The organism is Enterobacter sp. CPE_E890, assembly GCF_046521475.1.
Taxonomy (GTDB): Bacteria; Pseudomonadota; Gammaproteobacteria; order Enterobacterales; family Enterobacteriaceae; genus Enterobacter; species Enterobacter adelaidei.
In genome coordinates, this window is the sequence record NZ_JBKFZW010000003.1 from 69,366 (window position 1) to 90,115 (window position 20,750).

A 20,750-nucleotide genomic window follows, 5' to 3' on the forward strand; every position below is an offset into this window, starting at 1 on the left:
ACGCCTCACAGGCACACAAAATATTTGCGTGCCTGTGAGGCGTTATCTGAATTTACTGAAGCACCGGCATTACCGGATAGAGACGCAACTTTAATCCAACAGAGAAATCATCTGGAAAATTGGATTGAACACATTACAGAATATTAGAAATAGATTTCGCAAGTTGGTCTTCAAGAACTGGCTGAGCTTCCGGGAATTTTAGATTAACTTTATTGGCATTCGAGACAATACGGGTCTGGTATTTATGCTGATTACCTGTTTCTGAACTGGTCTGTACCTTCGCTCCGGACGTCCCCTGGCGCAATACGGCAACGTTATCTGTCTGAACCTTTGTCGAGGTTCTTTCTGCGATCTGGACATCAGTAACCATCGTATAGTTAACATCTTCCACCATCGCGTCTGCCGCCATTCCAACCAGTCCAGCTGCCAGCCCTACTCCTAATGTAGCCCCTGCTGAATTTGAGTTATAAGCTGTTATACCAGCACCCAGAGCAGCAGCTGTCGCAGCCCCTTCATATCCCTTACTTAACCACCCCTGTGACTCTCGCAAATCCATCTTATCTGCTTTCAGTACATTAGCCTGTATCCAGTACCCAGCAGTATCCGGATTAGTCACCACCTGGTAACCTTTTGCTGTCACTGCGCTGGCAATCTTAGCCTGCAGTCCGCTCATATCTTTATCTGAAGTATTTTTTATTTGCAGAAATACCGTGTGATTATTAGAGGGTTCTAACCAGATAGTCTCACTCATTTGAGTTTTGACATCGAGGTTTCGTTTTTTAATTGCAGTACCCATCGCACCACAACCAGACAACACCAACACTGAACTTATGACAATAATAGCCATAGAATTATTTCTTTTCATCTTTCACCTTCAGATATAAACAGCATCATTTTAAATGCAATGTAAATTAACTATTGATACATATGATAAACAACGACACATCAAACAAAGGGAGAGTTAAGGCGTTAATTATCTGCATCAACGCCCTTTAATCTAAAAAATCCCAATCAATAGTATTAACTTAACTTCAAGAAAAACTTAGCTATTAAGCCTATTGCTTTTAAATGTACTTATTGCGGATGTAAGCAATGATAGTTGATATCGCCCAAAGTCTAAATGCATTACCACACCACAACAAATAGTTGTTAAAATAATCATGAATGCAAAAGGTAATGGTGAGTTATAATACACACGATTGAATAAGGCAAGCAGAACGATCACAACCATATATGTAATCGTGTATACCATAATTTTTTTACCAAAGAATCGATATAAAAATGAATTAAGTCTAAAGGTTCTTGGCACTGACAAAAACAGCGAACGCGCACTAGCGACGCCAAGCATAATTATGAACCCAACACCGCATGGAAAAATCATCGCGCTAAATATATATCTGCTTGAAAAAAAACCACTTTCGACACTAATTACAGAACAAAGTGCATTCCAAGCAACTATAACCAGTCCAGGCCATAAACATGTCCAAAAGGAAGGTATGTCCACTTCCCCTTGTGAAAGTATATGTTTTAACTCTTCCACCTCTTCAAAAATGACTTTATTGTTAATCATCATTCTCATTTCTTCCCATCAAGATAATCCTTTTGAAGTTTAGTAGCCCTTTCCTCAAGCTCTTTGGAAGAGGCTGCTCCCGGCATATTACTTACCTTTCCCTTCTTCTCATTATATGTATTATGGAAGTTATTTCCCTCTGTTTTATGGTTGTTTTCCAGATCTGCATGCTGTTTTTTAACGTCATTTTCTTGGTTGATTATTTCCTGCCGAGTATTTTGGTGAGCCTGTCTGTTCTCCGAAACCAACGTACCCACGCTCTTACCAACATCCTGTTTAATGCCTGCATGTGCGGTCATATTGTCAATACTTCCGGAATGCTGACCATAGTCAGAAGCAACGTCTTCTCTGCCTCCACTGGTTGAAACACCGCCCATATTATTTCCGACCGTTCCTCTGGCTTCCTGGTATGCCCCATCAATTTTCGGCTCTACCTGAGATTTTACAAAGTCTCTGGCCAGGGCCTCTCGTTGTGCGGCAATTTCAGGTGAACTGGTATCCGTCAGAATAGCCTCTGCATTCTGCGGCGCCTGTCTCTGGACAAAATTAGCAAACTGTTGAGTTAGGTTTTCGTTCATCTGTCCGCTCATGCTCTCAGTACGTGAAGCCATTTCACTATATTCATGACTGCGGGTCTTACTGGTTGTATACTGGTCATAGCTGTTTTTCGCGCTGGACAACGATGCTGCAAACTGGTCAACACGGGAAGATGCATTATTATCAGTAACATTTCCAGAAGTTGTAGTTTTGTGGCTAGTAAAGTAATCAGAAGCTTCTCTGAAGTCTTTGGCTGCCTGACTGCTAGGGAAGGTGCGAACAAGTTCCTGATATGAGATCATCATATTCATCCGGAGCGCATCCCAGAGGGACATCATGAGCCATCAACTCACCTTCGCCGATAGTGAATTCAGCACTAAGCGCCGTCAGACCCGAAAAGAGATTTTCCTCTCCCGCATGGAGCAGATTCTGCCATGGCAGAATATGACCGCTGTCATCGAGCCGTTTTATCCCAAGGCGGGCAATGGCCGACGGCCCTATCCGCTGGAGACCATGCTGCGTATTCACTGCATGCAGCATTGGTACAACCTGAGCGACGGTGCCATGGAAGATGCCCTGTACGAAATCGCCTCCATGCGCCTGTTTGCCCGATTATCCCTGGATAGCGCCCTGCCGGATCGCACCACCATCATGAATTTCCGCCACCTGCTCGAGCAGCATCAACTGGCCCGTCAATTGTTCAAGACCATCAATCGCTGGCTGGCCGAAGCAGGCGTCATGATGACCCAAGGCACTTTGGTGGATGCCACCATCATTGAGGCACCCAACTCTACCAAGAACAAAGAGCAGCAACGCGATCCGGAGATGCATCAGACCAAGAAAGGCAATCAGTGGCACTTTGGCATGAAGGCCCACATTGGTGTCGATGCCAAGAGTGGCCTGACCCACAGCCTGGTCACCACCGCGGCCAACGAGCATGACCTCAATCAGCTGGGTAATCTGCTTCATGGAGAGGAGCAATTTGTCTCAGCCGATGCCGGCTACCAGGGAGCGCCACAGCGCGAGGAGCTGGCCGAGGTGGATGTGGACTGGCTGATCGCCGAGCGTCCCGGCAAGGTAAAAACCTTGAAGCAGCATCCGCGCAAGAACAAAACGGCCATCAACATCGAATACATGAAAGCCAGCATCCGTGCCAGGGTGGAGCACCCGTTTCGCATCATCAAGCGGCAGTTCGGCTTCGTGAAAGCCAGATACAAGGGGCTGCTGAAAAACGATAACCAACTGGCGATGTTATTCACCCTGGCCAACCTGTTTCGGGTGGACCAAATGATACGTCAGTGGGAGAGATCTCAGTAAAAACCGGAAATAACGCCAGAAATGGTGGAAAAAATAGCCTAAATAGGCTGATTCGATGTGTTTGCGGGAAAAAAATCGGCCCAGATCCGCGAAATTTTAATCAGCGAGTCAGCTTGGGAAGAAATGACCTGCTTATTCGCACCTTCCCTAGTATCGTGTCTACTGTCATGTGACTCCCGCCCTGAAGAACTGACATTATCAGTATCGCCCGAGCTATGGGTCCACCCGGCACTCCCTTTTACACCCGCTTCCGCAGATAGCCCAGTTCCCCACTTGCCTAATTTACCGAATAGTTGATCTCCTGAGCTCCACTTACCAGATGCATGAATATCCGCAGCTTGAGAACTTTTAGTCGAATCATCCATTAATTGTTGGAACGACTCCTCATTGCTGATGTTATTTGCTTTAGCATTAGCAACAACAGCATTCCACATTTTGCTTCTGGCCATCGTATCCTGAGAGGATTCAGTACTGTCTGCCCCCGTCGTCATTGAGGAACTGGTCCCCATATTGGTACCGAACTGCTTCAGGGTATTCCAGGCGCTCGTTACGCTCTGGTTATAACCATGCAGGGCGCTTTCAGCCTGTACTTCTGATTCTCTGGCCATCTGCTGCTGTGCGCTGGCAATTTGACGTCCGACGTTGATATCTACCGGCAGTTTCGACATGGCGCCACTGGTATCCCAGACCATTGAACCATCCCGTGTCTGGGTTCCCATACCACCGTTAGAGAGCTGCCGGGTCATCTGGCCAAATGCAGTGGTGCTGTTAGTATTCCAGCTGTTCCCGCTGACATTATCAGTCTGCATATTGGCGTAAGAGTAATTCCCGTCTACAACACCGGAAGCCGCCTGAGAGGTGGCACTGAGGCCAGAGGAAGCAAAATGGCTGTAGATATTTGAGAAACCTGCCCCCACGCTTTTTATCATCATCCAGGCCAGGCCAGGAATCATCAGCGAGATGTAACCTGCGGTCGTGGCAATATCAGAGTCACGCAACTGTACCTGTGACATTTCAGATAACACCACCGGCGTGGCATTTTTGGCAGCATAGAACGCCATGGCACTGTTCAGGATGGCGTATAAAATCGGCCAACACTGCAGCCACATCAGGGCGACAACATACCCCTTCAGCACCTGCATGGTCAGCATGTTGAACATGGCCGCCATCACAATAATCGGGAACATGCCAATCATCATCCCGAGAATAACGGTCTGCATCATCGGCAACGTTCTCAGTGCCTGCTGCCCCATTGATGCCTGCGCCAGACGCTGTTTTTCCAGTGATGATGTGGTGGCAATATTGATCAGGCTCGCCGAATCTGCACTGCGGGCTGCATAACTCTGTATCCCACTTCTCAGGGCATTGATGGTGACATTCTGACGGATAATCTGGCTGGCAGACTGGCTGTTGTGATAGAACGTCTGGTAACTGTCGCCCAGTAAACTGGACATCAGCACATCCGGGTTCGGACGGCCACCAAAAATCTGGCGGACATAATAGTTCCAGGTTTTTCCACCCGTCTGGGTATCCAGCGCCAGCGCTGACTTCAGATCGACTGACGCTTCAAGACAGGTTTTAAACTGGTTGTTTTTGTCAAATATGCCTCTTAACGGGCTGGGGTTAGAAAAAATCAGCGTATAGGGATCTGTTGAATGCATCAGGTCTTCGAACGAATATTTGTGATTCAGCAGCATATCGCCAATAACGCAGTTCTGAACGTAATCGGAGAACAGCGTGACAATCTCCGGATTCTGCGACATAAAATCGGTACTTTTCGCCACCAGGTTGCTGCCAAAGAGCATGCCCGTTTTGCTGTAGACCGAACTGTCCGGCAGTGTCATCACCATTTCATAGCTCTGTACAAACGCGTTCCCGATGCGCGTCGTAAGGGATGCCGGAATCGCAAGGCCAATCGGCACATTATCCACCTGATACACCGATGAGGGTTCAGAGTAATCGATGACCTGTACTGGGGTTTTTATTAAAACGAGCATCGATACCAGTGTCAGCGAGAATACCCATCCCAGCATATCCATCACGCTGTGTTTTTTAATCCAGCTCCCTGCCACGATCAAAACGGAAAAACCGATACACATTCTCTCGATAATTTTCCAGTTTTCGGTCTGCATAAACGCCGCAACGGCGTTCAGTACATGCCGGTACCAGTCGCCCCCGGCGATAACATACACTTCCTGCATCACATACCTCCGCCAAAGTGGTAATTGTTCTGGTAGCGGGTCATCATCCTTGCTGATACCTGCTGACGCATGTAACTCATCTGGCGATCGACAACCAGTAAGGCATCCTGTTGGACCTGTACGCGCGCCTGGAACGTGGCGATTTGCTGCGTGGCCTGGTCAAGGTTCTGCAGGATCATATCCATTGTCGCCTGCGGGTAATTCCCGGTCGCCATCATGGCGCGGGCCTGCTGAATAAGTTCCTGGATGTACTGCAGCAGAATGTCGTAACCGATATAGTCGGTCAGTTGATAAAGCAGCGAGTTAGACACCCCAAGCATCTGGGGATCTACCAGGTATTTGAATACCGGGATAGTAGTGCTTGAAATAAACCCTTTCTCCTGCTCAGTCAGTTTTTCATCAGCAACGGCCTTGTTCTGGATACTGTTGAGTAGTTTCGAAATCTGGTTCTTCAGCGCCTTATCCGAGGCGATGGTGACGGTGGCATCTGCCACGACCTTGAGGCATTTATCCGAATCATTGCAGTGATAGATTTTAGCGCTGCCCCCTTCCATCATGGCCTTGATCAAATCCTGGTCGGTAGTGCGCGCCGGCAGCGGTGTGATTTCGCCGTTCTCACCGAATATCAGTGTCCCGGTTAAGGTCATGATGAACTCTTTAAGCTCCTTATTACCGTCAAAGAGCCGGTTTTTTGACAGACCGTTCCACATGATGTTGATGTTTTTCATCACGCGTTCCTTGTCTTTATCGCTCGCTTTATCCTGGACGCTGTCCATCTTTCCGCCCACAGTGCATCCCTGTCGGGATGCAGCCCAGTCAGCGAAGATGTTACTTTCACCGGCAATGTCCTGGCAGACCTTCTGCTGCGCAACCTGAGTTCGGGGAAACAGACCACCGACGATGCCTTGCGCAGCCTGGCATGAACTGAGGTTGGTGCTGTTGATGTCGCTGGCCATCTTCTGCAGGAAGTCTTTTGCCGTTTTAATTTCAGGAACTGTGGTCTGCAGTGCCAGATCGAAAAAGTATCCTGCGGAGTTACTCATTATTTGTTTGGCGAAGCGCTGCAGCTGTTCACTGTTGATAAAGCTGAATGAACCGAGATACGCATCGATACCGCCGCAACCGGCATTAATATCCGGCAGAGTCATACTGACCAGCTGGATGGTTTTCACCTGTGTTCTGGCATACAGAGAACCGCCCGAAGCGTAGCCCGCGGCCTGCCCCTGCCATACCTGCGGCTGAGACGTATTTGAGGCAAACCCGAGCTTATTGAAAAAGTTGTTCATGTCGCCGTTGACGTCTGCGGCTGCCGAGAAGGACAACCCGAGCAACAGGCCGCTGAGCAATGTTACCGACTTAACCTTGTCCATTTTTCGGTGTCTCCATCATCTGAAATAAGGTATCGAGCCGGGCCATAAAGCCCTGAGCATCCGTTGCGCCCTGCAATATCGGGAAAGCATCGAGCGTGTTCACGTTGACAAGAAACGTGGTTGGCGTGGCGACCGGAATGTTAGGGAAAAAGGTCTTCATCACTTCAGGTGGAGCGGGTAGCGCCTCCGGGAATGCCTGATCGCCCTGACCATCCAGCGTGTAAGGAAAGACCGAAAACCCATGCTGCGTTGACAGCGTTTTGAGTACCGGATCAAATTGATGACAGTACGGACAGTGCCCCTGCATAAACAGCACCACCTTCCACTCCGCCAGATTCACCTGACGACCGTTACTGAGGCGGTACCAGACAGGAGCCGCTCCGGTCCGGGGTGGTGTGGCGGTTACCACTGGCGCCTGATCTGCCGACTCTCCGGTCAGACCTTTCGGGTTGTACAACGATTTCACCTCATCAAGCGTGCCGGCCTGAGCAAATGTTGACAGCAGCAGGACGAAGAAAAGCATTACCGGCCGCGCGCGGTGATTAATGTTCAGGATGATTTTCACGGTCCTTTTCCTCTTTCTCAGCCTGCGCAATCAGGGCATTAATGATGCGGTAACCACCGAAAATCATCATGGCTATACCCAGTCCTTCTCCCATCTCAACAGCCATCTCCGGTTGTTTACGCACCAGACGGGCAATGAGATGGAAAAACACGCCGACGGCCACCACCCATGTTCCCGTGATATCCAGATCTGGCATGCGAAATTTACGCATCACGCTCTCCTTAAAAATTGGGTTTAAAGTCGTTGGAAACATAGAGAAACTGCTTCGCCAGATCGTCCTGGCTGATGAAGCCGTAACTGAGCGGTTTAACCTGTCCGCTTTTCGGGTCAACCAGCATCATGGCCGGAAAATACTTCACGCCGAGCCGTTCTGCCTGTCCCTGGTCCACGCGTGAGTCCGGTAGTAACGGGTTAACCACGCCATCAACAGAGACGGAGATAACACTCAACCCGTAGGTCTCACGGAAGTTACTCAGCACCTGAACCAGTTGCCCGTCAATTGGCTCCCGGCCGCGGTAAAAGAACATCACACCGAAATGCTGAGCAATGGCCGATATGGCTTTACGCTGTTCCGCGTAATCGGCCGCGAGCTGGTTTTTAACCGTGCCGTTGTAGTGGCTGAACTGTAGGTTGTAATCGAGCTCCGGATGTTCAAGAAACGCTTTCTTGGCGCTCATCGAAAATAAGCCTGCCTGCTGCGTCCAGTAATTCTGGAGGCGGAAATATTTCACAAAAGCCGGTACCGATGGATACATAATGGCTTCGGCTAATGCTTTTTTCGTTGCCTGCTGCAGAGCTGCCTGCTTCTGCAGAATATCCATTTGCTGGGGTGGCTGCGGGTTCGGCTGTGGATCCGGGTCGGTTGTTTTCAGTGGTTCGTTATACCACTGCCATCCCGCATCCTTCCCCCAGGCAGACATAACGGCGCAACCCAGCACAACGGGCAGCAGTACGAGCCGTTTCATTTTCATGGGACACCTTCATCTTTATTTCTGATGTTTATTACCGGACAAAGCGTTATAGATAACGCCTTTATTTATCTGAATTTCGTGACCTGTGTTAATTTGCTTCCCTGAAAAACCAGTGTCATTGCAGAACACCGCATAATCATGAAACGTTAAATCCTGACGATAGTCATTTTTTATTACCCAGGCGATACCTGAACTTTTTTCACAATTAACACCATAAAACTGATTGGTAATATGAAAAAGTACCTCTCGCTTATCCCGGATGAGTCCGTAACACATCATACCCGTCATAAATAAGATAAACACAGCAACGATCGCGATAACCGGCCATTTAGGGTTTTCCTCTTTCATTCCCCCCTCTCTTTTCTTTTTGTTCTGTTTTCGCCAGCGGGTTTCAGCAGGTCTATCAGTGAAGATAAAAAGCCGTACAGAAGAAACCAGAACCCACCGAGGATAGTGATGAAAAACACAGCAGTGATAATATCACTGCCCGTGGTTTGTTTTACCGTATCCCATGACCATATAATTACCGGTGATGAGACAATAACAGTGAGGCATAATCTAATCAGGAAATCCGTAACACAGCCTGAAGAGAATATAACTTTCATTTTACCCCCTGATTATTTCGAGGATTGCTGACTCATAATTTCTTTTATACGCTCTTTGGTTTTATTGGTGAGCGCATCGTTATCCGGAATTTTTTGATTCTTCATCAGGTCTTCCATGAAATTAGTGAAATCGAGTGAGTCGAAATTAATACGCTGGAGTTCATCAACCGTGATACCGCGGCAATTCGGACTGCTGGCGCCACCAAAACTGATATGCAGCTGGCCATTCCGGCCCTGTTGCTGAACAATCTGCGCCAGTTTTGAGTCGAACTGGCAGTAGCTTCTTTTTTTCTCCAGGCAAACACCCAGCACCTTTTTAGAGCAGAATTCCCCCACACTGACGGTCAGCTTATCTTTCTTGGCTTTAGCGAGGGCTTTTTCGTCACTGCTGCAGCGCGCCAGCCCCACATCCTGGCCCCAGCCGCTGTCTTTGCAGCAGTTACTGAAGCCTGCTGCAAATTTTTTACAGTATTTCGCTTTCCCGGTGAACGCCCTGACATCCACCCCGTTCAGTGCCGCAACGTCCTTCCCTGCCGCCGCCAGGGCGGCGAGCTCCGCCACTGCCTGACCAAAATCATTGTTTTTGCCGCTGGCCGCTTTATCGCATTCACCATCGAGACAGAACACGTCCCCGCCACAAATCATCTGTTTACCGGTGGTTCTGGTTTCGCAGGAGTACGTGGCATATTCATGAAGACAGGTTCCGTCATCAGAAGTGAATGCGCATTGCCGGGATGCCAGCGTACAATTATGGTTGTCCATCAGTGTCTGGCATGAACCGTAATCAGAAGGTTGGGTAATATACGTATCACGGTATTTCCAGCAGGCCTGGTAGACCTGGTAAACATTACCATCCTGGTTAACCGTCCGGTTTCCGCCTGGCTCAATGCATTCCGTCGTGGTCTGCTTGCCTTCGTCTTTACTGAATGGACAGAACTCGACCCATTTCACGTCCGGAACCCATTTTTTTTCCGTCACACGCATGGTCAGCGTGACACTCATCCAGGCCTCTGAACCGCCCTGTAACCAGTTTTGTGTCTTGCGGGCATATTCCCGGCAACGACTCTGCTTACCGCTAAGGCAGTTCTTGTTGAGGATGACGCCCTGCGGAGAAGAGCCGCCCTCGGTCAGATAGGCGCCAGTCGCCCCAGGAAGGGACCAGCTGTTGTCCCTCTTGGCAACGGAGTCTTCATTTACTCCCCACCAGGTCATGCGGTAGTACATATTTTTGTCATTAAAATGCAGCGCTGCTGATGCACTCAGGACCGTTCCCGTGGCCGGAGCGCGGAATGTCAGCATCACACTTTTGTTACCGTCATAGCTGTAGCTGAACTGGTTATTCGGCACGGTATACGTTTTGATAACCGTGGTTTCCTCATAGTGTCCGGTTATCGTGGCTGTTCGTGTACAGTACTGCTCAACCTGCAGGTCACGTTCACAGGTGTAGTTTTTAAATTCACTCCGGTTAACGATTTCCGCCTTACACTCCTGTCCGGTATTGCCGATGATAGTGTCGGATCGTGATTCAATATCTTTGGCGTTCTGGATAAACGGGGCGTCCGGAGAGATGCTGTCCGGAGGACGGTTGGTAAATGACTCGGTAATACTTTGTCCGACTTCACTCCCGGCCCACTGGGAAGCAGAGTCATTTTTCAGTGAGCTGTCGCCACCGGCTGTCACGCCACCGTAGTATTTCTTTTGCTCGGGATCTTTCGTATACCCCGGCAGATTCTGCTCGCCGTTGAAGTTTTTCAGGGCATCAAGACCGCCCCCCTGTACCTGTTTTGCAAAGTCAGAACCTGCCCTGTAATCCGTGTTACTGTCCGCGCAGGCTGGTCCTGCAAACCAGATAAACGTCCCCAGAACCAGGGCATGAACAAAGAGAATGGCCGGAAGTGTTCTCATTGGTTACCTCCCAGCATATGACGGGCGATATCCGCACAGTCCCCTTTCTCCGCCACCTTTTCCAGCGCCTGTTTCAGCCGGATATTGCCCCGAACCACATCAAACCCTGCTTTGCAGCGCACCACGAGGGCGGGCACGCTGCGAATGTTGTATTGTGAGTAAAGCGTCGGGTCGATCTGGACGCCGTCTGTAACTCCATCCTTAACCAGCCGCATCACCGCATCGGTGGTTGCCTTCATGTCGTTATTGACCAGTCCGCGCAACGTGGCCGGAATGCCATACTGGCGGGTTTCATGCAGCATGCGTTTCAGACCTTCCTCCGGCACAGAAAACGACACGAAGTACAGCGCACCTTCAGAGGGTTTTCCCTGTGCTGACGCCCTTTGCTGGCTGGCCAGATTATCGATGTACTGGCGATCGGCTTTCGCCAGGGGGTTACGGTTAATCTGCGCTTCCAGTTCCTGCTGCAGCTGCTTGTCCGGGTGCTGGCGTAACTGCTCGCTGAAGTCTTCCTGGTGCTTCAGCCACTCCCGGTCAGCCGTTGTCGGGCTCCCCGGACTGCCAGCTGCCACAGCGGTACCGGTGAGTAAAAGCGTGAGGATAAAAATATTCAGTTGTGTCACAGAAGACTCCTTTCAGAGGAAAACACAGTTACGTTTGCGCCACATGAGGTAACCAAAATTCTTCCGGGTATTAGGCGGGTTGCGACCGGCCTCCCAGCGCATCACACTGCGCCCGAGGGGATGGCACTGCCCGCTGTCCGGATACATATTCACCATCTGATAGCGCCAGCGCTCTTTAGGGATAATCGGCGACGGATATTCGTAACAGACTGCGGTATCGGCGCCGACCGTTTCCATAATCTGGCCCTGTCGGTGAAGCTTGTAGGCCATACGCTCACTGAGCAGAACCGAGGATTGCAGCGGGCTGGATTCGTTACTGGCCCATCCACTGAAGGGATACATGGAGCCCTGCGAGCCGGCACACCAGAACAACGGGTCAAGTGGTAAGTGGAAAGCACTGGCAATGGCATCGGCCGCACAGGCCCCCTGAGCGATCGGGTTGGCAAACAGTACGGCTTCCGGATTCAGGATCGTGGTCAGACTGCTGTCCACCCAGGTCGGGTCAATCTCAGAGAGATAGGCGATGTCCATATCTCCGCCTTCCAGGCAACCTGCTGATGTGATGATGTTCAGCCAGTACGTCAGTGGGTATTTGTACCAGTGCACGTGATAGAACGCCCCGTTGACCTGTTTGTCGTCCTTTTTGGCCGTCCCCATCCCTGTTTTACCGAGATTGATACTGAATCCCCCCAGATTCACCATGCAGCCAGGTGATCGGCTGACGTCGGTCATGGCCATCGGTTCCCAGTAACCGATAGCCAGACCAATGCGTACAAAGATTGGGGGTGGGGCCGGGCAATACTGTATCGGGCTGCCGGGATTAGGCGTGTCCGGCTGATCTCCTTTCCCCACCTGCACACTCCCCAGCGATAAGGGGAAAATGCAACGCCAGCAGACATCTGTAATGGGATTTACAAATCGTCCTTCACACGACGGGTCGGCAGCGGCATTCATACTGTGGCTCCATAGCAGGCAGGCCACCATGAAAAACAAAATACGTTTCACAGAAACATCCTTATCGCGTGGGTGGAAAGTATTCGATGTTCAGTCGTTCTCCCGAGGGGGCCGGGGTGATCCGCGCGGGTACTGCCGTCAGTCCAAAGCGCTGGCTCAGCACGCCGTTCTGGTCAAAATAAATCCGGCTGTCGAGCGCCGCCGATGTATCCGGGACGCTGCCTTTAACGAGGATAATCTTGCTGATTAACGTCTCAGGTACCTGGCGTTTCATCCAGGCCAACTGGTCCGGATCATCACCGTCAATGAAGTAAAGCGTCTGCATAAAAGGAACGGTTTTAAGCGGATTAAGCACCTGCCCTTTCCGGGCGAACAGCACACCGTTCTGATCCTTCAGGTCTTCAGTTAATTTGATGCTGGGATCAAACCAGCGCTGCTCATATTTATCCGCTTTCTTTATCCCCTCGACGGGAGCCGGGCGCTGGCTGTTGGTCTTCACCCGCTCCTTAAAGGCCTCCATCTCCTGCCCCCATCGCCCGGACTTCTCCAGCGCTTCAAGGCGCTGGGTTATCAGCGATAACATATCCTGTTCCTGTATGGGCCACAGGTCGCCCCATGTACCCAGATCAGCTGCCCGGGTAAGCGGGGAGACAAGACATACAGCAAAGAGCGCCCCGCGGATCATTTTCATTCCCTGCCTCCCTGCATCCGCTTCGCAATATCACGCTGAATACTCAGCGTGACGTCAGGCGCCCCATTAACCACGGCAGGAGAAACAAGAATCAGCACATGGTTTTTCTGCTGCCAGTCATCCAGACTTTTTTCCAGCGCATCGTTAAAACGATCCGACAGTGCCTTAGACTGGCTTTCCGTCAGTTGCTTACGGCTGACACTGTCCATGAAGTTATCGAGCGTTTTCTTCATATCAAACGCGACAACACGAGGTGTGCTGTGCGCTATCATGATCCGGGTCACCACGGCATTGGCGGCAAGAATGGCAACCATCAGCCCGCCAGTGATAAGGGCACGTCGGGTAAACAGACGATTTCTGATATTTTTTTCCATCAGGCAGCACTCCTTGTATTATTCATGGCCACCCGGGCCTCCAGGTCTGCCATTTCATCCGGGAAGTTACGGCAGGCCAGTTCGTACACGGCATCGTGAATACTCACCCCGGCGCGTTTTCGTTGTGTGATGTACTCAAAGTCAGCACCACTGGATGAATACATGGCGCGGCTGAGTGGATCGACAAACAACCGGTGCCACGATGAATGCGCCTCCACCGACAGCATGAAGGAGGAGAACCACTGGTCTTTAGCCGAACCAAAACGGTTAATCATGTCGCGCTGCAGCTGCGTGAACTGGTCGGGGTAAAGCTGGTTGTACTTGGCAAACTCTTTGGCAGACTGTTTAAGGATGATTTTGTATGAGGAGTTCCCCCAGGCGGCACGTGCAGCACTGGAAGCCGTATCTGAGTCAAAATCGACAATGTTCTGTGTAATAGTGATATACGAACCCAGGTGACGGCGTGCGGTACGGTAGCCCTTCTCGATAAAGGTGCCGACCTTCTCATTTTTGAAGTCCAGCAGGCGCCAGCCTTCGTCAATGACGTTCAGTTTTTTCAGGTTACGGGGTGTCTGGTACATGCGGTTCTCGATATAAATAATCAACGAGAACATCACAGCAACCAGCAGAGATGGCCGGGACTCCAGCCCCCCCAGCTCCAGCACAACCATACGGGCATCATCATTGAGTGACGGTTCATCAGAGTTGAAGTAGCTGCCGTAAATCCCGTTCACCGTGTACTGGTCGAGCAGAATAATCATTTCGTCCAGACGGCTGCGGATCGTCGGTGAGTCTGCATAGGTTTCGCTGTCTTTGGCTTCCTGCAGGAAATCCACCACATCGTCAATTCGGGCTTTGTTATGCTTGGTCAGCCAGGCCGCTTTGACCGCCTGAAGCAGCAGGCCTTCATGGACTTCATCAAGATTCCCATTGGGACTGGCCATGACGGAAAGCTGGTCACGGATACGCTCTGCAGATGCATCGAAGTTATTGTCATCGAGCACGTTCGCAAACGGGTTAAATTTCAGCGTATCGCCATCGAGATACACACCCCCCATGTTTTCGCACAGTGATTTGTAACCATCCCCCATATCGAATACCCAGGAATAACCACCGGCATCAATGACGCTACGGATAAGCGGCTGTATCAGGCCTGTTTTCCCCGCACCGGAAGTACCGCATACCGCCATGTTAAAGTTGGTGTTATTCATGCCGGTGTAGAAGAGATCGATAAAAGCCAGCTGGTTACGATATGTAGGCGCCAGCAGACCGGAAGGAGCCAGTGGACTGTCGGCCACCACCGGCATCAGGTTTGCCACATTAAAGCTTTCAGCACGGCGAACTACCCCCGCCGCCTGCAGTTCCTTAAATATCCCCTCTCCCGCCTTAAAAGGCAGAATCGACAGGAAATTACGCATCTGCTGATAGCGAGCGGCGATGAGTTCAAAGCCCCCCTTACGGAAACTGTTCAGTATTTCCTGTTCAGTGGCCAGTGCCGCTTCCGGATCGTCTTCGGTATACGCCGTAACGTTGAAAAAATAGGACACCAGTGAAGAGGAATTGGAAGACAGTCGCTGGCGAATATCCCCCCACTCCTTAACTTCTTTCTCAACTGAGGGGAAATACTTCGCGTATGACGTTTTGCTCTTTTTCTCCAGGTCGAGAAACTTCAGGTTCGCTTCGTTCTGTGATTTAACCTGGTCTTCCACCATCAGGGTAAGCGTAATGACAAAGGGACAGGAAATAGACAATTCCGGGTTCAGCAGGTTGGCGTAGTTGTCTGCACTGGTCCACAAAAACGCAATTTCCGGGTCGCGTGCAAGATGATAGTTGAGCACCCGGGTATGACGTTCCACCCCATTTTTGTCCAGCAGGCCAATGTTGAGATGATTCGCCATCACTTCCATATCAAAGCTGTCATCAACACACTGGTAATTCAGCTCCTGGTAAGGATCCAGCTTTTTAGGCCTCCGGTACATCTCACCTGGATTTGGATTAATCGTAAGCGTACAGCGTGAACCGTCTGGTCATAATCCGAAGCATCCGACAAAGTGGTGTCCACCAAATAAGTAGTGGGAACCAAAGTGTCAGATATGCAGAAAAATGTGACTCCCGGCAGGCGAAAAGGCTGCCCTAATTATTCTCCTGAGTTTAAGCAACAACTCGTTGCTGCCTCCTGCGAACCAGGAACATCCATCTCAAAACTGGCGCTTGAAAATGGCATTAACGCCAATCTGCTGTTCAAATGGCGCCAACAATGGCGCGAGGGAAAGCTGCTATTACCTTCTTCAGAGAACCCGCAGCTACTTCCTGTGACTCTCGATGCCGCTGACGTACAGCCAGAGCCGCCCACTGAGAGCCCGGAAGCCCTCAGTATCAGCTGTGAGATAACGTTCCGGCACGGGACGCTCCGCCTCAACGGCACTGTCAGCGAAAAGTTCCTGGCTCTGCTGATACAGGAGCTGAAGCGATGATCCCGTTACCAACAGGTACCAAAATCTGGCTGGTTGCCGGTACCACTGATATGAGAAATGGCTTCAACGGTCTTGCCGCAAAAGTACAGACGGCGCTGAAAGACGATCCGATGTCCGGCCACGTCTTCATCTTCCGGGGTCGCAGCGGCAACCAGGTCAAACTGCTGTGGTCCACCGGCGACGGGCTGTGCCTGCTGACCAAACGGCTGGAGCGTGGTCGCTTCGCCTGGCCCTCTGCCCGTGATGGCAAAGTGTTCCTGACCCCGGCCCAGCTGGCGATGCTGATGGAAGGCATCGACTGGCGACAACCTAAACGGTTGCTGACATCTCTGACCATGTTGTAGGCCTCTTTATCCTGGTTGTTGCTGAATAAGCCTGGTAAAATACGGGCTTATGAACGACACCTCTTCTGACGAAATCCTTCTGCTGAAACAGCGGCTTGCCGAACAGGAAGCGCTGAACCGCGCCCTGCTGGAAAAGCTGGCCGACCGTGAGCGCGAAATAGACCACCTGCAGGCGCAGCTGGATAAACTCCGCCGGATGAACTTCGGCAGCCGTTCCGAAAAAGTATCCCGTCGTATCGCACAGATGGAAGCTGACCTGAAGGTGCTTCAGAAAGAAAGCGATACGCTGACCGGTCGTGTGGATGACCCGGAAGTGCAGCGCTCGCTGCGTCAGACCCGCACCCGCAGACCGTTCCCCGAATCACTCCCGCGTGATGAAAAGCGTATGCTTCCGGCAGAATCCTGTTGCCCGGAGTGCGGTGGTTCGCTGAGTTACCTGGGTGAAGATGCCGCCGAACAGCTGGAGCTGATGCGCAGCGCCTTCCGGGTTATCCGGACAGTACGTGAAAAACATGCCTGTACTCAGTGCGATGCGATCGTGCAGGCAGCGGCGCCTTCACGGCCCATTGAGCGGGGTATCGCCGGCCCGGGGTTGCTGGCCCGCGTGCTGACCTCAAAGTATGCAGAGCACACACCACTGTACCGCCAGTCTGAAATATACGGCCGCCAGGGCGTGGAACTGAGTCGCTCACTGCTGTCGGGCTGGGTGGATGCATGCTGCCGGCTACTGTCGCCGCTGGAAGAGGCGCTTCAGGACTATGTCCTGATGGGTGGCAAACTCCACGCCGATGACACGCCCGTCCCGGTACTGTTACCAGGTAATAAAAAGACGAAGACCGGGCGGTTGTGGACGTACGTTCGCGACGACCGCAACGCCGGGTCAGCGCTGGCGCCGGCCGTGTGGTTCGCTTACAGCCCGGACAGAAAAGGCATCCATCCGCAGAGCCATCTTGCGGGCTTCAGCGGTGTTCTGCAGGCGGATGCGTACGCCGGGTTCAACGAGCTGTACCGCAATGGACAGATAACTGAAGCAGCCTGCTGGGCTCACGCCCGCCGCAAGATCCATGATGTGCACGTTCGTACTCCATCAGTGCTGACGGAGGAAGCCCTGAAACGGATAGGCGAACTGTATGCTATCGAGGCTGAAATACGGGGAATGCCGGCAGAGCAGCGTCTTGGTGAGCGTCAGCAGAAAGCTAAACCGCGACTGAAATCCCTGGAAAGCTGGCTGCGTGAAAAGATGAAAACGCTGTCGCGACACTCAGAGCTGGCGAAGGCGTTCGCGTACGCACTGAACCAGTGGCCAGCACTGACGTACTATGCAGACGATGGCTGGGCTGAAGCCGATAACAATATCGCTGAAAATGCGCTGCGGACGGTCAGCCTGGGCCGCAAAAACTTCTTGTTCTTCGGCTCTGACCACGGTGGTGAGCGCGGAGCACTGCTGTACAGCCTGATCGGGACGTGCAAACTGAACGGCGTGGAGCCAGAGAGGTATCTCTGTCATGTGCTCAACGTCATAGCTGACTGGCCGGTCAATCAGGTCAGCGAACTGTTACCCTGGCGAATAACCCTGCCAACTGAATAACCCGTTCCCGTCAATACGGTTCTCGCTGTACGCTTACGATTAATCAGTTCACTGACCATTTCCACAAGGCCCTTCTCATCCAGTGCCTTAGTCGGTATTTGCGCGCCAAGCAGTGAGGCCCGGATTATCTTGACCTGGTTCTGAAGCTCGATGATTTGCGCATTCGAATTTTTCTTACGCGGCATGCTGCAGGAGATAAATACACGGTAGTTTCTGAGCGTCAGCGGTAAATCCATTCCCGGTGGCAGCGCAAAATGCTTCTCTGCTGCACGCACATAATAGGCTCGCGTAATGGCGTTAAACTTTTCTGCCTGAGGACCACTCCAGCTGAACTCACGGAGGCCATATTCGATATCATCGCCAACCAGCTTGCTGGAAACCAGATTAATGGTGACCGGAACATTACGCGGTAATTTCGTTCTCAGCAGGTTCTCAAGCGAACCTACAATATGTTCATTGGCGCCTGGTAGAGGCCTGGCTTCCAGAATAAAACCGACTGTCTTCTGGTTAATAAACAACCCTGTTTCACTGTCGTAATCCTTATATGGCAGAACGCGACTGAATTGAGGGAAATCCATACTGGCCAGAACATCATTTGCTTTTGCAGATTCATCAGGTAGCTTCAGCGCTGTGAGTAATGTATTAACTGCTTTGGCTACCGACTCAATAGGGTTCAGACTCACAGGTTAACTCCTTCTTGAGGAACAAAAATAGATTTTCATATTTTTTTTGAGGGGGAAAGTCAAGATGCTCGATATTTATCTTTCCCGATAATAAAATAAAGTAAACGGCATAAAGAAAAGAATTATTCTTGCCGCCATCAACTGTGCAAATATCACCTCACCCATAACAATCTTTCCGTTCCAGAGTGATACCAGAAGCGTGATAATGAGCAATGCACTATGAATAATCAGTGTTGATAAGATACCGAGACGAAGAACCTCATAATAACTCGTTACCGACACACACAAGAAATAATACACACCAAGGCTACATATAATAAAAACCAGCTCACGACGCAAAGTGGTATGAAACTCCTCTGTACTTTGATCTGGAGATTTAGTTAGCAGATACCTCAAAGTGAGATAAACAGACCAGTACATTAGAGGATAAATTAGAAAGCCATATCTTTTCAGGAAAGTCATTTTATTCCCCACCTTTTTTCTTTTGTAATAACTGCCACTGTTCAGTGTAGGCCTCATAGGCATACACCGGAACATTAACAATAACTCCCTCACACCTTAATTTGTTGACGGCGTCATTCAAAAAACCGGTCTGCACATTGGCTTCAATAAGTGAGCACTCTGTTTTCCAGTGCCGGCCAGCATCGATCTCGCTGGCACTATAGGTTAACCTCACCATAACGAAACAGATTGCAATGCCAATAATCGCAGTGAACGCGCCTGTCAGAAAAAGCTTGCCCCTGAATTGATAATGTTCGGGAAGAATAAGTGCTAAGAACACCCCGATGATCCCTGCAATTAACATCACCAGATCAATGACTAAAATCCACCACACATCCATACCGTTTATGTAAGCATGCATACCGTTACTCCTTTTTATCAGAAAGGCTGTGAATGCCATTATCCCTGTATTTCACATCCATATACCGTGTTACGCTATCCGGACAAGACCAGGCATCTTTTGCACTGGTAAATGGTGTTTCTGGCTGCGCGTTAAATGCCGATACTTTGCAGTGTTGTAATGTATATTCAGTATTTTGCTTATTGATTAATATTGCTTTGTACTTACTTTCTGGTTGGAGCAATGAAAGAGTTCCAAATGAAACCACCATAATAATGATTAACGACAGGAAGCGCTTCGTTCTGTTTTTAATCCGTAATACGCTTGACATCAACAGTGCTGGAATCACCCCAAAAAGGGCAATGCTCAGAATGACATACGATGAATCTTCTTTCATCAGTAAATACAGATACTTTATAAAATCAATATTTAACACCATAAACTGAAATCCCTGACATCACAAACACGCTACCGCCCATCCCTTTCAACGCAGAGGGCACTCGTTTTAATCCAGCAGTAGCATTCCAGCAGCGCCAGTCATGGCGCTGATAATTAATTAAGACGAGGTTGTCCCCAGGTTGATGGGGTCACCACAAATAACACTGTCGTTGGTTGATGATATACATCATCGGAATCCACATAGGGAGCGATCCATAATGATGTTGTCTGCTCACCTTTTCTTAATGGTCTCGGATACTGGCCCGGTACAGTTTGAGGTGATGTAAATGTTGATACTGTCACCGGACGCATAACCTGGGGTGTAACGGGTTGTATATACCCAGGCTTATTTACCGACCCCCTGACATTTAATAATGACGGGGTACTTTTATTTACTACTACAGCCGCTGGGGCTTTCGCCTGTACTAAATCAGGTTGTGGCGGCAACGGGTATGAATTTACTGACGTCGTTCTGAAATTACCGTCAGCCAGTCGAGGCAACCCGGCCGCAACCGGCTTTGCCTCACTGCGTTCCTCTTTCGCCTTAGCTTTTTCATTGGCCTGTTCCATCGTCATACAGGTATCCGATGTTGTTGCGTTACATTGAAAATCAGTCTCCGTTCCTGCGCATCCGGTTAAAAGCAATGCGCTGCCCAGAGGAATTAACAGAATTAATTCCTTCATAATATTCTCCGCCTG

At 50.3% G+C, this 20,750-nt stretch carries 22 protein-coding genes and 4 pseudogenes; 5 read left to right on the plus strand and 21 right to left on the minus strand.

The features are described 5' to 3' along the window. Window positions 1-133 precede the first annotated feature (133 nt). The 3 genes and pseudogenes from traT to ACLHV9_RS26005 all read right to left on the minus strand — a co-directional run. A complete protein-coding gene (gene traT / locus ACLHV9_RS25995; protein WP_001568076.1) occupies window positions 134-865 on the minus strand; it encodes a conjugal transfer complement resistance protein TraT in 732 nt (243 codons plus the stop codon). A 177-nt stretch (window positions 866-1,042) separates the two neighbouring features. Continuing rightward, complete coding sequence (locus ACLHV9_RS26000) at window positions 1,043-1,573, minus strand: hypothetical protein (protein ID WP_001568077.1); 531 nt, start codon at window positions 1,571-1,573, stop codon at window positions 1,043-1,045. 2 nt (window positions 1,574-1,575) lie between these two features. Next, window positions 1,576-2,373, minus strand: a pseudogene (locus ACLHV9_RS26005) (conjugal transfer protein TraG); the annotation flags it as partial. 70 nt (window positions 2,374-2,443) lie between these two features. Here ACLHV9_RS26005 and ACLHV9_RS26010 point away from each other — a divergent pair. Both ACLHV9_RS26010 and ACLHV9_RS26015 read left to right on the plus strand, forming a co-directional pair. Beyond that, entirely contained in the window at window positions 2,444-3,424 is a 981-nt protein-coding gene (locus tag ACLHV9_RS26010) for an IS5-like element ISKpn26 family transposase (RefSeq protein ID WP_407220155.1), read from the plus strand. Continuing rightward, window positions 3,406-3,597 carry a hypothetical protein gene (locus tag ACLHV9_RS26015; RefSeq protein WP_407221232.1) on the plus strand — a complete coding sequence of 64 codons (192 nt, stop codon included), beginning with the start codon at window positions 3,406-3,408 and terminating at the stop codon, window positions 3,595-3,597. The genes ACLHV9_RS26010 and ACLHV9_RS26015 overlap by 19 nt, the downstream gene beginning before the upstream one ends. Here ACLHV9_RS26015 and traG read toward each other — a convergent pair. The 13 genes and pseudogenes from traG to traC form a co-directional block, all read right to left on the minus strand. After that, window positions 3,556-5,625, minus strand: a pseudogene (gene traG, locus ACLHV9_RS26020) (conjugal transfer mating-pair stabilization protein TraG); the annotation flags it as partial. The gene ACLHV9_RS26015 and the pseudogene traG overlap by 42 nt on opposite strands. Further along, complete coding sequence (traH, locus tag ACLHV9_RS26025) at window positions 5,625-6,995, minus strand: conjugal transfer pilus assembly protein TraH (protein WP_023332869.1); 1,371 nt, start codon at window positions 6,993-6,995, stop codon at window positions 5,625-5,627. The pseudogene traG and the gene traH, both read right to left, overlap by 1 nt. Continuing rightward, complete coding sequence (gene trbB / locus ACLHV9_RS26030) at window positions 6,982-7,518, minus strand: type-F conjugative transfer system pilin assembly thiol-disulfide isomerase TrbB (protein ID WP_032160235.1); 537 nt, start codon at window positions 7,516-7,518, stop codon at window positions 6,982-6,984. The genes traH and trbB overlap by 14 nt, the downstream gene beginning before the upstream one ends. Window positions 7,519-7,537: 19 nt before the next feature. Continuing rightward, entirely contained in the window at window positions 7,538-7,771 is a 234-nt protein-coding gene (traQ, locus tag ACLHV9_RS26035) for a type-F conjugative transfer system pilin chaperone TraQ (protein WP_001568081.1), read from the minus strand. Window positions 7,772-7,781: 10 nt separating this feature from the next. After that, window positions 7,782-8,531, minus strand: coding sequence for a type-F conjugative transfer system pilin assembly protein TraF (gene traF / locus ACLHV9_RS26040; protein ID WP_001568082.1), 750 nt, complete (start codon window positions 8,529-8,531; stop codon window positions 7,782-7,784). 15 nt (window positions 8,532-8,546) lie between these two features. After that, window positions 8,547-8,879, minus strand: coding sequence for a hypothetical protein (locus ACLHV9_RS26045; RefSeq protein ID WP_001568083.1), 333 nt, complete (start codon window positions 8,877-8,879; stop codon window positions 8,547-8,549). Then, complete coding sequence (trbE, locus tag ACLHV9_RS26050; RefSeq protein WP_001568084.1) at window positions 8,876-9,136, minus strand: conjugal transfer protein TrbE; 261 nt, start codon at window positions 9,134-9,136, stop codon at window positions 8,876-8,878. Before trbE ends, ACLHV9_RS26045 begins: the two co-directional genes overlap by 4 nt. Window positions 9,137-9,148: 12 nt before the next feature. Next, window positions 9,149-11,041, minus strand: a complete 1,893-nt coding sequence (gene traN / locus ACLHV9_RS26055; RefSeq protein WP_001568085.1) for a type-F conjugative transfer system mating-pair stabilization protein TraN — start codon at window positions 11,039-11,041, stop codon at window positions 9,149-9,151. Then, window positions 11,038-11,664 (minus strand): type-F conjugative transfer system pilin assembly protein TrbC, encoded by a 627-nt coding sequence (gene trbC / locus ACLHV9_RS26060; protein WP_001568086.1) that lies wholly within the window; start codon window positions 11,662-11,664, stop codon window positions 11,038-11,040. The genes traN and trbC overlap by 4 nt, the downstream gene beginning before the upstream one ends. A 12-nt stretch (window positions 11,665-11,676) precedes the next feature. Then, entirely contained in the window at window positions 11,677-12,648 is a 972-nt protein-coding gene (gene traU, locus ACLHV9_RS26065; protein ID WP_176602138.1) for a conjugal transfer pilus assembly protein TraU, read from the minus strand. Between the two features lie 31 nt (window positions 12,649-12,679). Continuing rightward, on the minus strand, window positions 12,680-13,309 hold the full coding sequence (gene traW / locus ACLHV9_RS26070) for a type-F conjugative transfer system protein TraW (RefSeq protein ID WP_023332867.1): 630 nt from the start codon (window positions 13,307-13,309) through the stop codon (window positions 12,680-12,682). Then, window positions 13,306-13,683 carry a type-F conjugative transfer system protein TrbI gene (gene trbI, locus ACLHV9_RS26075; RefSeq protein WP_001568089.1) on the minus strand — a complete coding sequence of 126 codons (378 nt, stop codon included), beginning with the start codon at window positions 13,681-13,683 and terminating at the stop codon, window positions 13,306-13,308. Before trbI ends, traW begins: the two co-directional genes overlap by 4 nt. Continuing rightward, a pseudogene (gene traC, locus ACLHV9_RS26080) lies at window positions 13,683-15,683 on the minus strand (type IV secretion system protein TraC); the annotation flags it as partial. The pseudogene traC and the gene trbI, both read right to left, overlap by 1 nt. 93 nt (window positions 15,684-15,776) lie before the next feature. Here traC and tnpA point away from each other — a divergent pair. The 3 genes from tnpA to tnpC are packed head-to-tail and all read left to right on the plus strand — an operon-like array spanning window position 15,777 to window position 18,089. Further along, the gene (tnpA, locus tag ACLHV9_RS26085) at window positions 15,777-16,157 is read left to right on the plus strand and encodes an IS66-like element accessory protein TnpA (RefSeq protein WP_032939119.1); all 381 of its coding nucleotides are present in this window, start codon (window positions 15,777-15,779) and stop codon (window positions 16,155-16,157) included. Beyond that, window positions 16,154-16,501, plus strand: coding sequence for an IS66 family insertion sequence element accessory protein TnpB (tnpB, locus tag ACLHV9_RS26090; RefSeq protein WP_003843771.1), 348 nt, complete (start codon window positions 16,154-16,156; stop codon window positions 16,499-16,501). Before tnpA ends, tnpB begins: the two co-directional genes overlap by 4 nt. 49 nt (window positions 16,502-16,550) lie before the next feature. Then, complete coding sequence (gene tnpC, locus ACLHV9_RS26095; protein WP_003843773.1) at window positions 16,551-18,089, plus strand: IS66 family transposase; 1,539 nt, start codon at window positions 16,551-16,553, stop codon at window positions 18,087-18,089. 23 nt (window positions 18,090-18,112) lie between these two features. On the opposite strand, the pseudogene ACLHV9_RS26100 reads toward tnpC, so the two are convergent. The 5 genes and pseudogenes from ACLHV9_RS26100 to traV form a co-directional block, all read right to left on the minus strand. After that, window positions 18,113-18,772, minus strand: a pseudogene (locus ACLHV9_RS26100) (TraC family protein); the annotation flags it as partial. A gap of 75 nt (window positions 18,773-18,847) precedes the next feature. Beyond that, window positions 18,848-19,234, minus strand: coding sequence for a hypothetical protein (locus ACLHV9_RS26105; protein ID WP_001568091.1), 387 nt, complete (start codon window positions 19,232-19,234; stop codon window positions 18,848-18,850). Window position 19,235: 1 nt separating this feature from the next. Continuing rightward, complete coding sequence (locus tag ACLHV9_RS26110; RefSeq protein WP_001568092.1) at window positions 19,236-19,634, minus strand: hypothetical protein; 399 nt, start codon at window positions 19,632-19,634, stop codon at window positions 19,236-19,238. A 4-nt stretch (window positions 19,635-19,638) separates the two neighbouring features. Further along, complete coding sequence (locus ACLHV9_RS26115) at window positions 19,639-20,052, minus strand: hypothetical protein (RefSeq protein ID WP_001568093.1); 414 nt, start codon at window positions 20,050-20,052, stop codon at window positions 19,639-19,641. Window positions 20,053-20,165: 113 nt separating this feature from the next. Then, entirely contained in the window at window positions 20,166-20,735 is a 570-nt protein-coding gene (gene traV / locus ACLHV9_RS26120; RefSeq protein ID WP_001568094.1) for a type IV conjugative transfer system lipoprotein TraV, read from the minus strand. Window positions 20,736-20,750 lie beyond the last annotated feature (15 nt).